Source organism: Caulobacter sp. GSs2, assembly GCF_058680895.1.
Genome location: NZ_CM178725.1, coordinates 1774360 through 1789410, shown reverse-complemented (window position 1 = coordinate 1789410; position 15051 = coordinate 1774360). Strand labels below are relative to the sequence as shown.

General features: G+C 67.8%; 16 protein-coding genes. 7 read left to right on the top strand and 9 right to left on the bottom strand.

Going from position 1 to position 15051, the window contains the following annotated elements:
• Nucleotides 1-86: 86 nt before the first annotated feature.
• Together ACW17Z_RS08695 and ACW17Z_RS08690 are read right to left on the bottom strand one after the other, a co-directional pair.
• The gene (locus ACW17Z_RS08695) at nt 87-1019 is read right to left on the bottom strand and encodes a tyrosine recombinase XerC (protein ID WP_492058505.1); all 933 of its coding nucleotides are present in this window, start codon (nt 1017-1019) and stop codon (nt 87-89) included.
• 8 nt (nt 1020-1027) lie between these two features.
• Nucleotides 1028-1705 (bottom strand): DUF484 family protein, encoded by a 678-nt coding sequence (locus ACW17Z_RS08690; protein ID WP_419252968.1) that lies wholly within the window; start codon nt 1703-1705, stop codon nt 1028-1030.
• A gap of 136 nt (nt 1706-1841) precedes the next feature.
• On the opposite strand from ACW17Z_RS08690, the gene ACW17Z_RS08685 reads away from it, so the two are divergent.
• Together ACW17Z_RS08685 and pstS are read left to right on the top strand one after the other, a co-directional pair.
• Nucleotides 1842-4004: a primosomal protein N' gene (locus ACW17Z_RS08685; RefSeq protein WP_492058363.1), complete on the top strand. Its 2163-nt coding sequence runs from the start codon at nt 1842-1844 to the stop codon at nt 4002-4004.
• A gap of 182 nt (nt 4005-4186) precedes the next feature.
• On the top strand, nt 4187-5203 hold the full coding sequence (gene pstS / locus ACW17Z_RS08680) for a phosphate ABC transporter substrate-binding protein PstS (RefSeq protein ID WP_492058362.1): 1017 nt from the start codon (nt 4187-4189) through the stop codon (nt 5201-5203).
• Nucleotides 5204-5286: 83 nt separating this feature from the next.
• On the opposite strand, the gene ACW17Z_RS08675 is transcribed toward pstS, so the two are convergent.
• Nucleotides 5287-6081, bottom strand: a complete 795-nt coding sequence (locus tag ACW17Z_RS08675; RefSeq protein ID WP_492058361.1) for a TerC family protein — start codon at nt 6079-6081, stop codon at nt 5287-5289.
• A gap of 116 nt (nt 6082-6197) precedes the next feature.
• Here ACW17Z_RS08675 and ACW17Z_RS08670 point away from each other — a divergent pair, with 116 nt between their 5' ends.
• From ACW17Z_RS08670 to ACW17Z_RS08660, 3 genes are all read left to right on the top strand, one after another.
• Nucleotides 6198-7292 (top strand): acyltransferase family protein, encoded by a 1095-nt coding sequence (locus tag ACW17Z_RS08670; protein ID WP_492058360.1) that lies wholly within the window; start codon nt 6198-6200, stop codon nt 7290-7292.
• Between the two features lie 70 nt (nt 7293-7362).
• Nucleotides 7363-8058, top strand: a complete 696-nt coding sequence (locus tag ACW17Z_RS08665) for a CHAP domain-containing protein (protein ID WP_419319832.1) — start codon at nt 7363-7365, stop codon at nt 8056-8058.
• A 72-nt stretch (nt 8059-8130) separates the two neighbouring features.
• On the top strand, nt 8131-9090 hold the full coding sequence (locus tag ACW17Z_RS08660; RefSeq protein ID WP_492058359.1) for a magnesium transporter CorA family protein: 960 nt from the start codon (nt 8131-8133) through the stop codon (nt 9088-9090).
• Here the strand turns inward: ACW17Z_RS08660 and ACW17Z_RS08655 are convergent.
• The 5 genes from ACW17Z_RS08655 to ACW17Z_RS08635 form a co-directional block, all read right to left on the bottom strand.
• The gene (locus ACW17Z_RS08655; protein WP_492058358.1) at nt 9068-9943 is read right to left on the bottom strand and encodes an alpha/beta fold hydrolase; all 876 of its coding nucleotides are present in this window, start codon (nt 9941-9943) and stop codon (nt 9068-9070) included. The two genes, ACW17Z_RS08660 and ACW17Z_RS08655, sit on opposite strands and share 23 nt — an antisense overlap.
• Nucleotides 9937-10356 carry a hypothetical protein gene (locus tag ACW17Z_RS08650; RefSeq protein ID WP_492058357.1) on the bottom strand — a complete coding sequence of 140 codons (420 nt, stop codon included), beginning with the start codon at nt 10354-10356 and terminating at the stop codon, nt 9937-9939. Before ACW17Z_RS08650 ends, ACW17Z_RS08655 begins: the two co-directional genes overlap by 7 nt.
• A gap of 27 nt (nt 10357-10383) precedes the next feature.
• On the bottom strand, nt 10384-10890 hold the full coding sequence (locus ACW17Z_RS08645) for a hypothetical protein (protein WP_492058356.1): 507 nt from the start codon (nt 10888-10890) through the stop codon (nt 10384-10386).
• A gap of 40 nt (nt 10891-10930) precedes the next feature.
• Complete coding sequence (locus ACW17Z_RS08640) at nt 10931-11074, bottom strand: hypothetical protein (protein ID WP_492058355.1); 144 nt, start codon at nt 11072-11074, stop codon at nt 10931-10933.
• Between the two features lie 74 nt (nt 11075-11148).
• Complete coding sequence (locus tag ACW17Z_RS08635) at nt 11149-11922, bottom strand: helix-turn-helix transcriptional regulator (RefSeq protein WP_492058354.1); 774 nt, start codon at nt 11920-11922, stop codon at nt 11149-11151.
• 141 nt (nt 11923-12063) lie between these two features.
• On the opposite strand from ACW17Z_RS08635, the gene ACW17Z_RS08630 reads away from it, so the two are divergent.
• The gene (locus ACW17Z_RS08630) at nt 12064-13299 is read left to right on the top strand and encodes a pentapeptide repeat-containing protein (protein WP_419319838.1); all 1236 of its coding nucleotides are present in this window, start codon (nt 12064-12066) and stop codon (nt 13297-13299) included.
• Here the strand turns inward: ACW17Z_RS08630 and ACW17Z_RS08625 are convergent.
• Nucleotides 13283-14143: a crotonase/enoyl-CoA hydratase family protein gene (locus ACW17Z_RS08625; protein WP_492058353.1), complete on the bottom strand. Its 861-nt coding sequence runs from the start codon at nt 14141-14143 to the stop codon at nt 13283-13285. The two genes, ACW17Z_RS08630 and ACW17Z_RS08625, sit on opposite strands and share 17 nt — an antisense overlap.
• A gap of 112 nt (nt 14144-14255) precedes the next feature.
• Here ACW17Z_RS08625 and ACW17Z_RS08620 point away from each other — a divergent pair, with 112 nt between their 5' ends.
• Nucleotides 14256-15038, top strand: coding sequence for an SH3 domain-containing protein (locus tag ACW17Z_RS08620; RefSeq protein ID WP_492058352.1), 783 nt, complete (start codon nt 14256-14258; stop codon nt 15036-15038).
• Nucleotides 15039-15051 lie beyond the last annotated feature (13 nt).

Genomic DNA, 15051 nt, shown 5'->3' with positions numbered 1-15051 from the left:
CTTGAGACCAGAAGGCGCGCGGGCAGTAAAAACGCGGTTAATTCCCGGAATCTGCGGTGATCATCGCGACAAGATGCCCCAGATTGCTACTCATAATGAGGATGGGCCTTGGCATAGGCGGCCATCAGGCCGGCGGCGTCGACCTGGGTATAGCGCTGGGTGGTCGACAGCGAGGCATGGCCCAGCAGTTCCTGGATCGAGCGCAGGTCTGCGCCGGCCCCCAGCAGGTGGGTCGCGAAGGCGTGGCGCAGGGCGTGTGGCGTCACCCGGTCAGACAGCCCCAGACGGCCGCGCAGGATCTGCACCGAAGCCTGGACATGGCGCGGCGACAGCGGGCCGCCACGCTTGGCGCGAAACAGCGGCTCATCTGGCGACAGCACGAAGGGCAGGGCGGCGAGATAGAGGTTGATCGCCTCGCGCACGGCGTCCAGCACCGGCACGATCCGGGTCTTGCCGCCCTTGCCGGTGATGCGAAGGGTTTCGCCCAGGGGCGCGTTGCGACGCAGCAGGGACAGCCCCTCGGAGATGCGCAGACCGCAACCCCAAAGCAGGGTCAGCACCGCCTCGTCGCGGGCCACTTCCCAGTCGTCGCGGTCGGGCCCATCGCCAGATACGGACCCGATCTCATGGATCAGGCCGTAGGCCTGGTCTTCGGTGACCGGGCGCGGCAGGCCAACCTTCAGGCGCGGGCCGCGCACCAGCGCGATCTGGGGGTTGGGCGTGTCCAGCCGCTGGTCGAGGAAGCGGTGGAAGGCGCGGATCGACGACAGGCTTTGAGACAGCGAGCGCGGGGCCAGGGCGTCGTCGCCGCTGCGGCGGAAGGCCAGATAGGCGCGCAGCTCGGCCGCCGTGATCGCGCCCAGGGCGGTCAGCGTCACGGTCTCGCCGCGATGGCGTTCCAGGAAGTTCATATAGGCCAGGACGTTGTCGCCATAGGCCCGCACGGTGCGTGGCGAGGCGCGGCGCTCGTGCTCCAGATGGTCGTGCCAGGCGACGAGGGCCTGGCGGCCGCTCGTCACAGGTGAGGTCACAGAACGGGCCAGCGCTCGGCGGTGCGCTCGACCACCCGGGCCAGGAAGGCCACCAGCTCGGAGCCCATGTCAGGGGTGAAGGCCTCGGGGTCGGACGAGCCGAACGCGAGGATGCCCTGCCGCGAAGGCTCCCACAGGGCCATGCGGACCATGGCCATGCTGCGGATGTGATCCAGCTTGTCGCCGAACAGACCCAGGGCCGGAGCATAGAAGCCCATGCGCGCCACGGCGTGGTCGCCCATCAGCATGTCGATCTGGCCCTCGATCAGGGCGTGCCAGCCGGCCGGAACCCGGCCCGGACCTTCCAGGGCGATGACGCCGGTGGTGAGGGAAAAGCGCAGATTGGCCATCTCGTCGACGCGGCGCGCCAGGTCGGAATGGTTGCGGGCGTCCAGCAGGTCGATGACCGCGGCATGAGTCTGGGCCTGGGCCGAGAAATTGGCGCGGGCGGTGTCCTCGATCTCGCGGCGGACCACGGCTTCGCGCTTGTGGGCGGCGGAGGCGCGGGCCAGGGCGGCGGGGCCAAAGTCGATGATATTGCCGCCGTCGACCCGCAGGCCCAGTTCGCCCAGCAGGCCGCTGTCGTCGCGCAGGAAGTCGGGCTCATCGCGCAGGAAGGCGCGGACGACCTCGGGATCGACGGGCTTCATCAAGGCTTGGGTCGCGTCGCTCATCGTCGGTCTTCTCCGCCCCACGGCAAATCCACTCAGAGACGAGGCATCAAACCCCATATCGGTTAACGCCGGCTTGCGGCCCGCGACGATGCTTGATCTCGACCCGGAGGGACTTTCACGGCAGAAGCTGTTTTCCATGCCGCGCATCGCTTCCGTCCTTCTGCCCATGCCGCTGCCGGAGGCGTTCGACTATGCCGAGCCCGAGGGGCTGGGCCTGGCGATCGGCGACCATGTGACAGTGCCCCTGGGGCCCCGCGTGATTCGCGGCGTGGTCACCGCCCTGCGCGACGGGACCGGCGGCAACCGGCCGCTGAAACCGGTTCTTGAAAAGCTCGACGATCCGTCCCTGCCGCCCGGCGTGCTGACCTTCATCGACTGGGCGGCGCGCTATTCGGTCGATGTTCCGGGCTGGCCGCTGGCCATGGCCCTGCGCGGCCTGCGCCATCCGCCGCCCAAGCCCGACAAGGTGCTGGTGCTCACCGGCTCGCAGCCCGCGCGCATGACGCCGGCCCGCCTCAAGGTGCTGGCGGCGGCCCAGGGCGGGCCGATGTCGGGCGCGGCCCTGGCCAATCTGGCGGGAGTCTCGGCCGGTGTTGTGAAGGGCCTGGTCGATGAAGGCGCGCTGGCCATCGAACATGTCGAGGCTGACAAGAGCTTCCCCGCTCCCGACCTGTCGCTGCCGCCCCAGTCGCTGAATGCCAGCCAGCAGGCCTGCGCGGATGTGCTGGGCGAGATGCTGGGGCAGGGCGGCTTCCAGGCGGCGCTGCTGGACGGCGTCACCGGCTCGGGCAAGACCGAGGTCTATCTGGAGGCTGTCGCAGCCGCCCTGGCCGAGGATCCAGACTCGCAGGTCCTGATCCTCCTGCCCGAGATCTCCCTGACCCAGGCGGTGATGAGCCGCTTCGAGGCGCGGTTCGGGGCGGCCGCGGCCGAGTGGCATTCCGGCGTCGCCCCGCCCAAACGCCGGCGCGTCTGGGAAGGCGTGGCCAGCGGCCAGGCGCGGATCGTGGTCGGCGCCCGCTCGGCCCTGTTCCTGCCGTTCCGCAAGCTGCGGCTGATCGTGGTCGACGAAGAGCATGACAGCTCGTTCAAACAGGAAGAGGGCTTCATCTATCAGGCCCGCGACCTGGCCGTGGCCCGCGCCAAGATCGAGGGCGCGCTGGTGGTGCTGGCCTCGGCCACGCCGTCGCTGGAAAGTCTGTTCAACGCCCAGAGCGGTCGCTACCGCTGGCTGCGGCTGAGCGCCCGGCACGGGGCGGCGCAGTTGCCCGACATCAGCCTGATCGACCTGCGCGAGACCCCGCCCGAGGCCGGACGCTGGCTGTCACCGCCGCTGATCAAGGCCATGACCGTGACCCTGGCGCGGGGCGAGCAGTCGATGCTGTTCCTCAACCGCCGGGGCTATGCGCCGCTGGTGCTGTGCAAGTCGTGCGGCGAGAAGATGAAATCGCCCGACACCGACAGCTGGCTGGTCGAGCACCGCTATACCGGGCGTCTGGTCTGCCACCTGACCGGCTTCTCGATGAAGAAGCCCGAGGCCTGCCCGGCCTGCGGGGCCAAGGATAGCCTGGTGTCGATCGGCCCGGGGGTCGAGCGGGTGGAGGAGGAGGCGCGCTTCCTGTTTCCGACCGCGCGGATCGCGGTGTTCTCGTCCGACACGGTGATGGACGCGGCCGGGGCGCGGGCCCTGGTCGAGAGCATGGCGGCGGGCGAGATCGACATCCTGGTGGCCACTCAGGCGGCGGCCAAGGGCCACAACTTCCCCAACCTCACCCTGGTGGGCGTGGTCGACGCCGATCTGTCCCTGCGCGGCGGCGATCTGCGGGCCGGCGAGCGGACCTTCCAGTTGCTGGCCCAGGCGGCCGGCCGGGCCGGACGCCACGAAAAGCCGGGGCGGGCCATGCTGCAGACCTACACCCCCGACCATGCCGTGCTGCAGGCCCTGAAGGCCCAGGACCGCGACGCCTTTGTCGAGGCCGAACTGCGCATGCGCGAAGAGGCGGGCCTGCCCCCGTTCGGACGGCTGGCGGCGGTGATCGCCTCTGGCCCCGATGGCGCGGCCCTCGACGCCTATGTCGAGGCCCTGGCGGCGGTGATCCCCAATGCCGAAGGCGTGGAGGTGTTCGGCCCCGCCGACGCGCCCCTGACCCTGGTGCGCGGTCGCCGCCGCAAGCGGTTTCTGGTTCGGGCCGATCGCAGCGTGGACCTGCAGGGCTTCATGTCAGCCTGGCGGGCGCGGGCCAGGGCCCCGAACTCGGTGCGGGTGGTGGTCGATATCGACCCCTACAGCTTTCTTTAACTACTGATTAATGAAATATTCCGCGCATCCATAGTAATGGCGCGAGAAATTCGTGCGTCTCCGTGTCGCATTTCATGAATGAAAGTCTTGGTTTCAAAAGGAGGTGGAAAACAACAGGTACTCATTTTGAGTTTGGCTGAGCAGCCTTTCTCTAATGTTGTACAGTCCTTGGAGGGATGCTCTTGAAACTATCCATCGCGCCGATCGCACTGGCCCTGTGTCTCGGTTTGACGGGCACGGCGGGCGCGCAGTCGCCGGCCCCGACCGCGATCAGCGGCGCCGGCGGCTCCATCCAGTCGCCGTTGTTCAAGGCCTGGATGCCCGACTACCAGGCCGCCACCGGCGAGGCGATGACCTATCAGGGGCAGAACTCGGCCTATGGCATCAGCCAGATCGAGGCCAAGGCCGCCGACTTCGGCGTGACCGCCATGCCGTTGTCGGACGCCGATCTCGCCGCTAAGGGCATGAGCCAGTTTCCCTTCCTGATCAGCGGCACAGTTCTGGTGACCAATGTTCCCGGGCTCGAGAGCGGCAAGCTGCGCCTGGACAGCGCGCTACTGGCCGACATCTTTCTGGGCAAGATCACCCAGTGGAATGACGCCAGGCTGAAGGCCGTCAATCCGGGGGTCGACCTGCCCGACTGGCCGATCACCGTTGCGCGCCGAACCGATCCGGCCAGCATGACCCTGCTGCTGACCAGCTATCTGTCGGCGGTCAGTCCGGCCTGGAAGGCCGGCCCCGGCGCCGGCGAGACGGTCGCCTGGCCCATCGGCCTGGGCGGCAAGGGCAATGCCGGGATCAGCGAGATCATGTCCGGCACGATGGGCACGATCAGCTATGTCGAATACGCCTATGCGCTGGAGCACAAACTGGATCTGGTGACGCTGAAGAACCGCGACGGCGCCTTCGTGGCCCCGTCGCCTGAGGCCTTCGCCGCCGTCGCGGCCCAGGCTGACTGGTCGGCGTCGAAGGGCTTTGGCGTTCCGACCCTGGATCAGCCCGGCGCCAAGAGCTGGCCGCTGGTGCTGGTCAGCTACGGCCTGGTGCGCGACGACACCCCTGTGGATCGTCGCAAGCGGGTGCTGGACTTCTTCGAGTGGGGCTACGCCAACGGCGACGCCCGGATGTCCAGCCTGGGCTATTCGCCTGCCCCGGCAAAGGCGAAGGCCTTGGTCCGCGAGAGCTGGAAAGCGCGATAGGCGTCCGCCCAACAAAAAACCCCGCCGCCCCGGACACGATCCGGGACGGCGGGGCCCTTGAAGGCGATCGGCGGGGCGGAGGCTTAGTGGCCTTCGCCCTTTTTCTTGGCCGCAGCTCGACGGGACATCATGTTGAGCCCCTCGACCGTGGCCGAGAACGCCATGGCCGCGTAGATATAGCCCTTGGGCACATGCATGCCGAACGACTCTGCGATCAGCACCGTGCCGATCATCAGCAGGAAGCCCAGGGCCAGCATGACCACGGTCGGGTTGTTGTTGATGAAGTTGGCCAGCGGATCGGCGGCCAGCAGCATCACCGTCACGGCGACCAGTACGGCGATGACCATGATCGGCAGATGCTCGGTCATGCCGACGGCCGTCAGGATCGAGTCGATCGAGAACACCAGGTCCAGCAGGATGATCTGGAAGATCGCCGAGCCGACATTCGAGATAGCGGCGCCGGTCTTGTCGAGGACGTCACCGCTTTCCTGGGCGGGATCGACCGTGTGGTGGATTTCCTTGGTGGCCTTCCAGATCAGGAACAGGCCACCGGCCAGCAGGATCAGGTCGCGCCAGGAGAAGGCCGTCTCGAACGACGGCTCGCCGGTCGGACCGGCCGGGCCGGCAATGCCCAGGTCGAACACCGGATGCACCAGGCCGACGATGAAGGCGATGGTCGACAGCAGCACCAGACGCATGATCAGGGCCAGCGAAATGCCGATGCGGCGCACGCGTTGACGGTGCTCGGGCGCCAGCTTGTTCGAGAGAATGGAGATGAAAATCAGGTTGTCGATGCCGAGCACGACTTCCATGACGATCAGGGTGACCAGGGCGGCCCAGGCTGCGGGGTCCACGGCGAGGTTAAGGAGTTCGTTCATCGTCCTGTTCTAAGGCTGTCGTCTGAAAAAGCGTCTCGACCCACCCCTCCGTGGATCCCGTCCATGCAAGGGAACGTGACGGAAGCCCCCAGGCTTCGCCAGACTGGACCTGAAATATGCCAGACGCCGCCAATATCAAACCCCTAACTGCTCTGCGGTTCTTCGCCGCCTTCTGGGTGGTGTTGTTCCACTATTGGCCCAACCTGGCGGTCGGCTTCACGCCCGCGGTCGCGACCAAGGGCTATCTGGGGGTCGAGGCCTTCTTCACCCTGTCGGGCTTCATTCTCTGCCATGTCTATCTGCAGGGCTTTGGCCAGGGGCGGTTCCGCTATGGCGACTTCCTGTGGAATCGGCTGGCGCGGGTCTATCCGCTGCATCTGGCCACCCTGGCGGGCGTGGGCTTGATGGCCGCCGTGGCCAGCCTGGCGGGCATCGTGGTGGGTCACAACATCGTCTCGTGGGAAGCCCTGCCGGCCAACCTGCTGCTGGTCCATGCCTGGGGCTTTGCGCCGGTGTCGGGCTGGAACCACGCCTCCTGGTCGATCTCGGCCGAATGGTTCGCCTATCTCAGCTTCCCCGCCTTCGCCTTCGTCGCCTGGAGGCTGCGCAAGCGGCCGTTTGTGGCCGTGGCCCTGGCCCTGGCCTTGATCGCGGGGCTCTATCCCGCCTTCGAGCGCCTGGCCGGCTTCCCGCTGACGGCCGCGACCATCCAGTGGGGCGCGCTGCGCATTGTCCCGTGCTTTGCCTATGGCTGCGCCCTGCACGCCCTGTGGCGTTCGGGCGCGATCCCGGGCCGACTTGCCGCGCCCGGCGCTCTGGTAATGGGCGCCCTTGTTCTGGGCGCCGTTCACCTTGGCGCCCCCGATCCGGTCATTGTTGCGGTGCTGGGCGGCCTGATTTTGATGCTGGCCAGCCTGGCCGCTACCGGCTCGACCTTCGCCAGCCAGAGCATTTTCGTCTATCTGGGCGAGATCAGCTATTCGACCTACATGATCTGCATTCCCTGGAAGATCGTTTCGGTCAATGCAGCGACGAAAATTCTGGGTATCGAGGGCGAGCAATTGCCCCTGCTGATCTGGCTGGGCATTGTCGCAGCGCTGATCCCGCTCTCGGCCGCATCCTATCATCTGGTCGAAAAGCCGGCCCGAGAGCACATGAAATCTTGGGCTCAACGCCGCGCCCAGCGGCGACTGGTCGCGGCCGGCGCCTGAGAAACACTCTTTTCATAGGTCTCTGGCAAGGTTACTGCTTGGCCTACTGACACGGGGGAGTGCCCACAGCATGACGAAACGGACGAGAACCCTCTGGGGTTCCATCGCCGCTGCCGCCATGATCAGCCTGATGCCGGTTTCCGGCGCGGTGGCTGACGGGTACTGGCAGTGCGTGCCGTTCGCGCGTCTGATGTCTGGCATTCAAATCTTCGGCGACGCCCGCACCTGGTGGGGCCAGGCGGCCGGCCACTACGACACCGGCTCGGCGCCGAAGATCGGCTCGGTCCTCTCCTTCAAGCCCACCGGCCGCATGAACCTGGGCCATGTCGCCTTCGTCAGCCAGGTGCTGACCGATCGCGTCATCCAGGTGACGCACGCCAACTGGTCGGTGATGAACGGCGCCCGCGGCCAGGTCGAACAGGACGTCACCGTGGTCGACGTCTCGCCGGCCGGCGACTGGACCCAGGTCAAGGTCTGGTACGATCCGATCCGCGATCTGGGCACCACGGTCTATCCGACCCACGGCTTCATCTATCAGAACGCCCAGGCCACCAAGATCGCCGTGGCGACCAGCAAGCTGGCCCTGGCCCAAGACGCCGCCGTTTCGCTGGCCAAGTCCGCCGCCAACCAGGTGGCCGCCTCGGTTCGCGCCTCGCCGCTGGACATCATCAACCAGGCCGCCGACTCCACCGACCGGATCGCCGCCCTGATCGCCGCCGCTTCTGGCGGCCCGTCCGAAGACGACAAGCCAGCCGCACCCCGCTAGGCCTTGCTGCGCCCCGATTGACGCCACGCTCGCGCTGGGTCATTCCCGGCGGGTGACGAGGCTCGCCGATCCATGCTGAGAATTCTGCGCCGTGGCGCGCCGGGCTTCGAGACCGGCGACGCGGGCCGCGACTGGCGGCTACCCGACGACGCCGTCTGGATCGAGCTTGTCGATCCTTCGCGCGCCGAGGAGGTGGCGGTCGAACAGGCCGTCGGCGTCCTGCTGCCCACCCGCGAGGAGATGGCCGAGATCGAGGCCTCTTCGCGCCTCTATCAGGAGGACGGCGGCACCTTCATGACCGCCACCGTCCTGGTCAATGCCGACGGCGATCTGCCGACCGCCGCGCCGGTGACCTTCGTTCTGGTCGGCCAGCGCCTGATCACGATCCGCTATGTCGAGCCGCGCGCCTTCTCGGTGTTCGCCGCCCAGGCCGAGCGCCAGCCCAGCCTGTGCCCCAACGGCCCGCAGACCTTCCTTGGCCTGCTCGACGCCGTCGTCGACCGCACAGCCGACATTCTCGAGCGCACCGCCAGCGAGGTCGAGGCCCAGTCGCGGGCTATCTTCAGCCGTCCGCGCGGCGGCGCCTTCGAGCAGATCCTCAACCGCCTGGGCCGGGCCCAGAACATCAACGCCAAGGCCCGCGACAGCCTGGTCAGCCTGGCCCGCCTGCTCAGCTTCGCGTCCCTGGCCGACCAGTTCGAGGGCGACCGCGAGCTGCGCGACCACCTCAAGTCCCTGCAGCGCGACGTGCAGTCGATTACCGACCATTCCAGCTATGTGTCGAGCAACATCACCTTCCTGCTCGACGCGGCCCTGGGCCTGATCAACATCGAGCAGAACGCCATCTTCAAGATCTTCTCGGTGTTCTCGGCGGTGTTCCTGCCGCCGACCCTGATCGCCGGGGTCTATGGCATGAACTTCGAGCACATGCCCGAGCTGCGGTGGATGGAGGGCTATCCCATGGCCCTGGGCATGATGTTCGCCGCCGGCATCGGGCCGTTGCTGTGGTTCAAACGCAAGGGCTGGCTTTAGCCGGGCAGCGCATCGGCGCCAGGAAATCCTCCACCTGGGACACGAACCACGCGCCTTGGTCGTGGTGGATGTAGTGGCCGCCAGCCGGCGCCGTCAGGTGACGCGATCCAGGATAGCGGGCGGCCAGGTCGGCCTGGGCGGCCTTCCAGAGCGCGTCGAAGGGCTTGGCGTTGGGCCCGACCGGATGCGACAGCACCAGAACGGGCACGGCCGGCGGTCGGGCGACGGCGGCAACCTGGGCCATGGTGTCGTCCAGGCCCGCCAGCTCGGCGCGCGCGCCCTTGGACATCAAGCGCGCCAAGACCGGGGGGATGACGCACAGGGGCAGCTTCGCCGCCTGGCAGCGGCGGGTGAAGTCCGCCGGCCGGGAATCCTCCAGGATCAGCCCAGCCACCTCGCCGGGATGGCGGGCCGCGAAATATTCGGCGTAGAGCCCGCCCAGCGAATGGCCGGCGACGACATAGGGCCCCTTCACGCCCGAGGCCTTGAGCAGGCCGACCAACTCGCGATCCGCTGCGGTGGCGTCGCGGATGGCGGCGGCCGGACCGCTGCCGCCATAGCCGGCCCGGTCATAGACGATGACCGTGGCGCGCTTGGCGAGGTCCGGCGCGACAGCCTTGAACGAGTCCATGCCGTCGCCCAGGCCCGAGATCAGGACCAGGGCCGGACCGCCATGTCCCAGCACCCGATAGGCCACCGCGTGACCGTCGACCTGCGCGGTTCGGACATCCTCGGCGGCGGCGCAGACGCCGTGCAGGCCGAGCGTCGCGCCGGCCAGCCAGGCGGCGCCCAGCAGCGGCAGGCCCCGACGCAGGAGCCGGCTGAAGTCTTTGCAGAGGTCGGCGCCTAGCATGCCTGCCCCCGGACCGCGGCGACAGACCCCTTGGAACGGAGCAGCCGCGCGGCCAGATAGCCGGCCGCCACGACATCGAAGGTCAGGCAGAACATCGGCCACCAGCTCGGCGCGCCGGCATTCGCGATCAGGCGCGGATGGAAAAGGTCAAGGACGCCATGCCCGAGCAGGGCGGCGGCCACCAGCCAGAGGTTTGTTCTAAACCCGATCACCGCGATGGCGGCGAAGGCGCAAAGGATCGCGACCTCCACGACCAATGTATCCAGCGCGCCGGCCATGATCGCGAAGAGCGCGTAGTAGCCGGCGATCACGGTCAGGACCACGGGATAGAACCCGCGCTCCCGATCGAACCCGACCATCGTGCCGAACACGCCGACGCCGAGGGCCAGCAGCGCCCCAACGAGATATTCCATATCCGTTCTCCGTAGTGGCGCTTGAGGTCAGCCCAGAAGGTTTTCGGTCGAACCCGTCAGCAGTACAAGGAAGCCGCCGATTTCGCCGATCATCAGGGCGTAGATGAACAGACTGATGACGCCACCATGCACCGGGCGCCGGCCAAGACGGTGGGGACGGCGCAGTTGGTTGTCGGTGTCGCGCAGGACCCCGTGCACGGCGTAGGTCGCCACTGCGGCGGCGAAGAAGGCTACCGGCACGGCGACCGCCGCCAGGTTCACGCCGGGCGGCCAGGCGCTGAGGCGGGCAAACTCGGCCAGCACCAGGCAGGCGAAGGCGTACATCAACGCCGCGCGATGGCAGATATCGACATAGGCGGGCGCCTGCCCGTCGGGGTCGGTGATCATCGCGCGATACTTCCAGGCCCCGGTCGCCAGGCCCGTGAGGAAGAAGCCGCCGCACGCCAGATAGGCCAGTTGAACGGCGTCTACCATGCGGCGGCCCTGCGCCGGGCCCGCGCTGTCGGTGTTCCAGTCATTGTCGTCAAATCCCATCGACGGCGCGGATGCGCGGGGCAGGGCGACCCTCGCCGGGTCAGTTGGCGCAGTTGGATCCGGGCGTGCAGACGCAGGCGTCGCCGCACTGGCATTGGGGGCCGCACGCGCAGGTCGGATTGGAGCAGGCGCCCTGGGCGCTGGCTTGCCGGGCGGTGGTTTCGGTTTGGGTCTGGTCGTTCATCGGGTCGTCCTTCACAGGGGTTGAGGATGCCCGAGGTCTATCGGCCGCGCGTCGCAGCGGCTTGAACGCAGCAGCTACATCAAGGCGAGATTGGCCGGGGCGATGCCGAACATCCGCCGGAAGGTCCGGCTAAAGTGCGCGGAATCGGAAAATCCCGCGCCATAGGCAGCCGCCGTCAGGGTCTGTTCCTCGGCCATCAGTCCCACCGCCCGTGTCAGGCGCACCCACAGCAGGTAGGTCTTGAAGGACAGGCCGGTCTGTTCGACGAACAGGTGGCTCAGGCGGCTGGGCGACAGTCCCGCGATCTGGGCCGCCATGCCGAGCGTGACCGGCTTGTCGTGCTCCTGGGCCGCCCAGGTGACGAGGGTCTGGATGCGGGCGTCGATGGCCCCGGGGGAATCATCGCCCGCGAGCCGTTCGATCATGTCTCGGCCCAGCGCCTCAAGTTCGTCTATTGAGGGCGGCGGCGTTCGCCCCAGCGCCGTCAACTGGTCGCGGATCCCGTCAACGCGGGCCGCCGGAAGGGCGCAGAGATCGCCGTTGCCGAAGGTCGCCGCAACGATGGCGCGCCCCGCACGGCTTTCGGGTTCGACGAACAGCATCGCATAGGCGCCGGTCGCGTCGAACCTGTGCAGGGCGTCTGGCGCGACCGCCACATATCGGTCGGACAGCTCCCTATCGGTCAGCCACAGCCGAAACTCGCCCCCGAGGCCGAACACCAGCTGGACGGCGTGATGGGCGTGAAAATCGGTGCGCGGCGCCAGGCCAGAGCTTGGTCTGGAGGTGTTGAGAAGCCACAGGCTGCCGCCCTGCCACACCGCGATCCGGGCCTGCGCCAGTTGTTCCATGACGCCCAGTTCTAGGCCGTCCATCGGCAAAAGGCAGATGAAATCAGCGGCAAGCTCGGTCGCCTTTTCCGGGCGGGGCTGAACCTTTCCTTAAAGCTGATGTGTGAATTTCCGTCGCTCTCGAGAGACGCCCCTGCCCACATGTCCGCCGCCGCCAGACCCAGTCTGATCCGCTCGCTGCACGCCTCCGCCGTTCGGGAGGTGATGGACGCGCACGGCCGGTTCCTGAAGGGCCAGCCGGCTGGCCGCCGCGCCAATTTCTCGTATGTGAACCTCAACAACTATAATTTCGAGGGCCGTGATCTCTCGGAGGCCAACCTGACCGGCGCGCTGCTGGGCGGGGCGATGATGGCGCGCGCCAAGCTGGTGCGGGCCACGCTGTACGGCGCCGATTTGCGCGACGCCGACCTGCGCGACTGCGACCTGACCCGGGCCGACATGCGCGGCGTCTGCCTGCGCGGGGCCAATCTCTCGGGCGCTGACCTTTCGGCCTGCGACCTGCGCGAGGGCGTCACCGCCGTGCAGGATGACACCAAGGGCCTGCGGATCCTCAAGCATTCCACACGTCCGGGTGAACTGGACTACGCCCTGCTGAACGGGGCCAAGCTGACCGGGGCCCAGATGTCGGGCGCCTTCGCCCAGGCCGCCGATTTCAGCGACGCCGACATGACGGGCGTCAGCCTGCAGGGCGCCAAGCTGGCCAATGCCCGCATGGACGGCGCCGACCTGTCGGGCGCCAATCTGCACAAGGCCGACATGTCCAAGGTCTCGCTGCGGCGGGCCGTCCTGGTGGGAACCGATCTGTCGGGGGCCAATCTGGAGGACGTCGACATGAGCGAGGTGCTGCGCGCCCCGCCGCCGATCATCTATATCGACGACCTGCCGCTGACCGAGGTGCTCGACGCCCATGAAGCCTTCGTCAGGTCCGAGGGCCGCGAGGGCGCGATCGCCCGGGTCGATGAGGTTGATTTCCGGCCGCTGAAACGCCTGAAGAACCGCCGGCTCACGGGCCTGTCAGCGCCCGGAGCGGTTCTGTTCGGCATGGATCTGGAGGGCGTCCAGTTGCAGGGCGCCAATCTGATGGGCGCGGACCTGCGCGGCGTGAAGTTCAGGAACGCCGACCTGCGCGGCGCGCGCCTGGTCGGGGCCCAACTGGCCAAGGCCGACCTGACCGGCGCCAAGCTTGGTCCGCTGAAGATCGCCGAGGACCGGTTCATCCGCACCGATCTGAGCCGCGCGGTGCTGCGCGGCGCCAATCTGACCGGAGCCAGCGCGCCGCGGGCCCGGTTCATCGAGGCGGACCTGACCAGAGCCCGCCTCGAGGGTTGCGACCTGACGGGCGCCGAACTGCCGGTGAAGGCTACATCTTCTTCTTGAGCGGCAGCAGGTCGGGGAAGTCAGCCGGCCGCTTCTCCATCTTCGCCTTGAACGCCTCGGCCATGTGCGATCCCGCGAACATGCCCGTCTGCCAGGTGGCGATATAGTCCAGGCTGTCGGCGATGGTATGGTCGCGGGCGTAGTTGATCATCACCTTGCTGCCGGCCACGGCGAGGGGCGACTTTTCGGCGATCTCGCGGGCGGTGGCGAAGGCGTGGGCGATCAGGGCTTCGTGGCTGTCGAAGGTCTCGTTGACCAGGCCGATGTCGCGCGCCCGCCCCGCCGGCAGACGGCGGCCGGTATAGGCCAGCTCGCGCACCCAGCCCTCGGGGATCAGCTTGCACAGGCGCGGGAAGGTGCCGACGTCGGCGGTCATGCCGATATTGATCTCCTGGATGCAGAAGAAGGCGTCGGAGGTGGCGTAGCGGATGTCGCAGGCGCTGACGAAATCGACCGCCCCGCCGATACAGCCGCCCTGGATGGCGACGATCACCGGCATGCGGGCCTTGTCCAGGCAGGTGAAGGTGTCCTGCAGGTGATGGACGTGATGGCGGAAGCTTTCGCCGGCCACGTGGCGGTCGCCGCCGCGCTCTTCAGTGACGCCCTCGCCGTCGGTGAACACCGAAAGCTCCATGCCGGCCGAGAAGTGCTTGCCGGTCGAGGTGATGACGATGCAGCGCGCCAGAGCGTTGTCGTCAATATGTTTCACAATTGCGGGAAGCTCGTTCCAGAACGCCCGTGTCATAGTGTTCATGGCGTCGGGACGCTTGAGCTGGATGTGCGCAACGCCAGCCTCGATCTCGACCTTGAAACACGTATAGTCTGCGTGATCGTGGGCGCTCATGACGTCCTCCCTTATCGTTGATAAGGGACTATCTCGCGGACTGGACGTGGCGCCAACACTGACTTTGCGGAATGTGGCCGCACAACCATCGGCCAAGACAGAGGGAAGACCCATGAAGACCACCCCCGCCCTGCTCGCCATCGCCGCCATGGTCGGCGCCAGCCTGGCCGTTCCGGCCCCCGTCCTGGCCCAGTCCAAGGGCCTGGGCAGCCTGTTCTCGTGCGAAGGCTCGGGCAAGAAGCAGGAAGGCGGGGCCCTGATCGGCGCGGCCGCCGGCGCGTTCCTGGGCAGCAAGGTGGCCAAGAACGAAAAGACCCTGGGCGCCCTGGTCGGCGCGGCCGCCGGCGCGGCGGCGGGCTCCTATATCGGCTGCCGCATGCAGTCGACCGACACCGCCCTGGCCCAGCAGGCCACCAAGAAGGCGCTGGAGACCGGCCAGTCCCAGACCTGGAGCAATTCGCGCACCGGCGCCTCGGGTCGCATCGACGTGGTCTCCTCCAGCTACGGCCCGCCCGTCGACAGCCGCAACCTGCGCTTCGCTCAGGGCGTGCAGTCCCTGCCCAGCTATGACGCTCTGGGGGGGCAGTACGCTGCCAAGGGCGCGGCGAACATGCGTTCGACCCCCTCGACCAGCGGCAAGGTCGTCGGCAAGCTGGCCGCCGGCCAGGCCTTCGACGCCCTGGGCTCGGCCCCGAACGGTGGCTGGATCCTGGTCGGCCAGAGCGGCTACGCCGTCGGATACGTGGCCCCAGGCCTGGTGCGTCCGCTGCAGACCGTCGCCGCCTCGTGCCGGGTGATCAACGCCTCGATCTCGACCTCGGGCCAGCGTCCGGCCACGGAACGCTACAGCGCCTGCCAGGACAATCGCGGCGAGTGGCAGCTGACCCAGGCCTAGGCGCGGACTCGAA

Excerpts from the sequence above, each read along its gene's own strand:
- ACW17Z_RS08665 (WP_419319832.1), top strand. The coding sequence starts at position 7,363 with ATGACGAAACGGACGAGAACCCTCTGGGGTTCCATCGCCGCTGCCGCC.
- ACW17Z_RS08685 (WP_492058363.1), top strand. The coding sequence starts at position 1,842 with ATGCCGCGCATCGCTTCCGTCCTTCTGCCCATGCCGCTGCCGGAGGCG.
- ACW17Z_RS08625 (WP_492058353.1), bottom strand. The coding sequence starts at position 14,143 with ATGAGCGCCCACGATCACGCAGACTATACGTGTTTCAAGGTCGAGATC.
- ACW17Z_RS08635 (WP_492058354.1), bottom strand. The coding sequence starts at position 11,922 with ATGGAACAACTGGCGCAGGCCCGGATCGCGGTGTGGCAGGGCGGCAGC.
- ACW17Z_RS08690 (WP_419252968.1), bottom strand. The coding sequence starts at position 1,705 with ATGAGCGACGCGACCCAAGCCTTGATGAAGCCCGTCGATCCCGAGGTC.
- ACW17Z_RS08630 (WP_419319838.1), top strand. The coding sequence starts at position 12,064 with ATGTCCGCCGCCGCCAGACCCAGTCTGATCCGCTCGCTGCACGCCTCC.
- ACW17Z_RS08645 (WP_492058356.1), bottom strand. The coding sequence starts at position 10,890 with ATGGGATTTGACGACAATGACTGGAACACCGACAGCGCGGGCCCGGCG.
- ACW17Z_RS08675 (WP_492058361.1), bottom strand. The coding sequence starts at position 6,081 with ATGAACGAACTCCTTAACCTCGCCGTGGACCCCGCAGCCTGGGCCGCC.
- ACW17Z_RS08660 (WP_492058359.1), top strand. The coding sequence starts at position 8,131 with ATGCTGAGAATTCTGCGCCGTGGCGCGCCGGGCTTCGAGACCGGCGAC.
- ACW17Z_RS08620 (WP_492058352.1), top strand. The coding sequence starts at position 14,256 with ATGAAGACCACCCCCGCCCTGCTCGCCATCGCCGCCATGGTCGGCGCC.
- ACW17Z_RS08650 (WP_492058357.1), bottom strand. The coding sequence starts at position 10,356 with ATGGAATATCTCGTTGGGGCGCTGCTGGCCCTCGGCGTCGGCGTGTTC.
- ACW17Z_RS08670 (WP_492058360.1), top strand. The coding sequence starts at position 6,198 with ATGCCAGACGCCGCCAATATCAAACCCCTAACTGCTCTGCGGTTCTTC.
- ACW17Z_RS08640 (WP_492058355.1), bottom strand. The coding sequence starts at position 11,074 with ATGAACGACCAGACCCAAACCGAAACCACCGCCCGGCAAGCCAGCGCC.
- ACW17Z_RS08655 (WP_492058358.1), bottom strand. The coding sequence starts at position 9,943 with ATGCTAGGCGCCGACCTCTGCAAAGACTTCAGCCGGCTCCTGCGTCGG.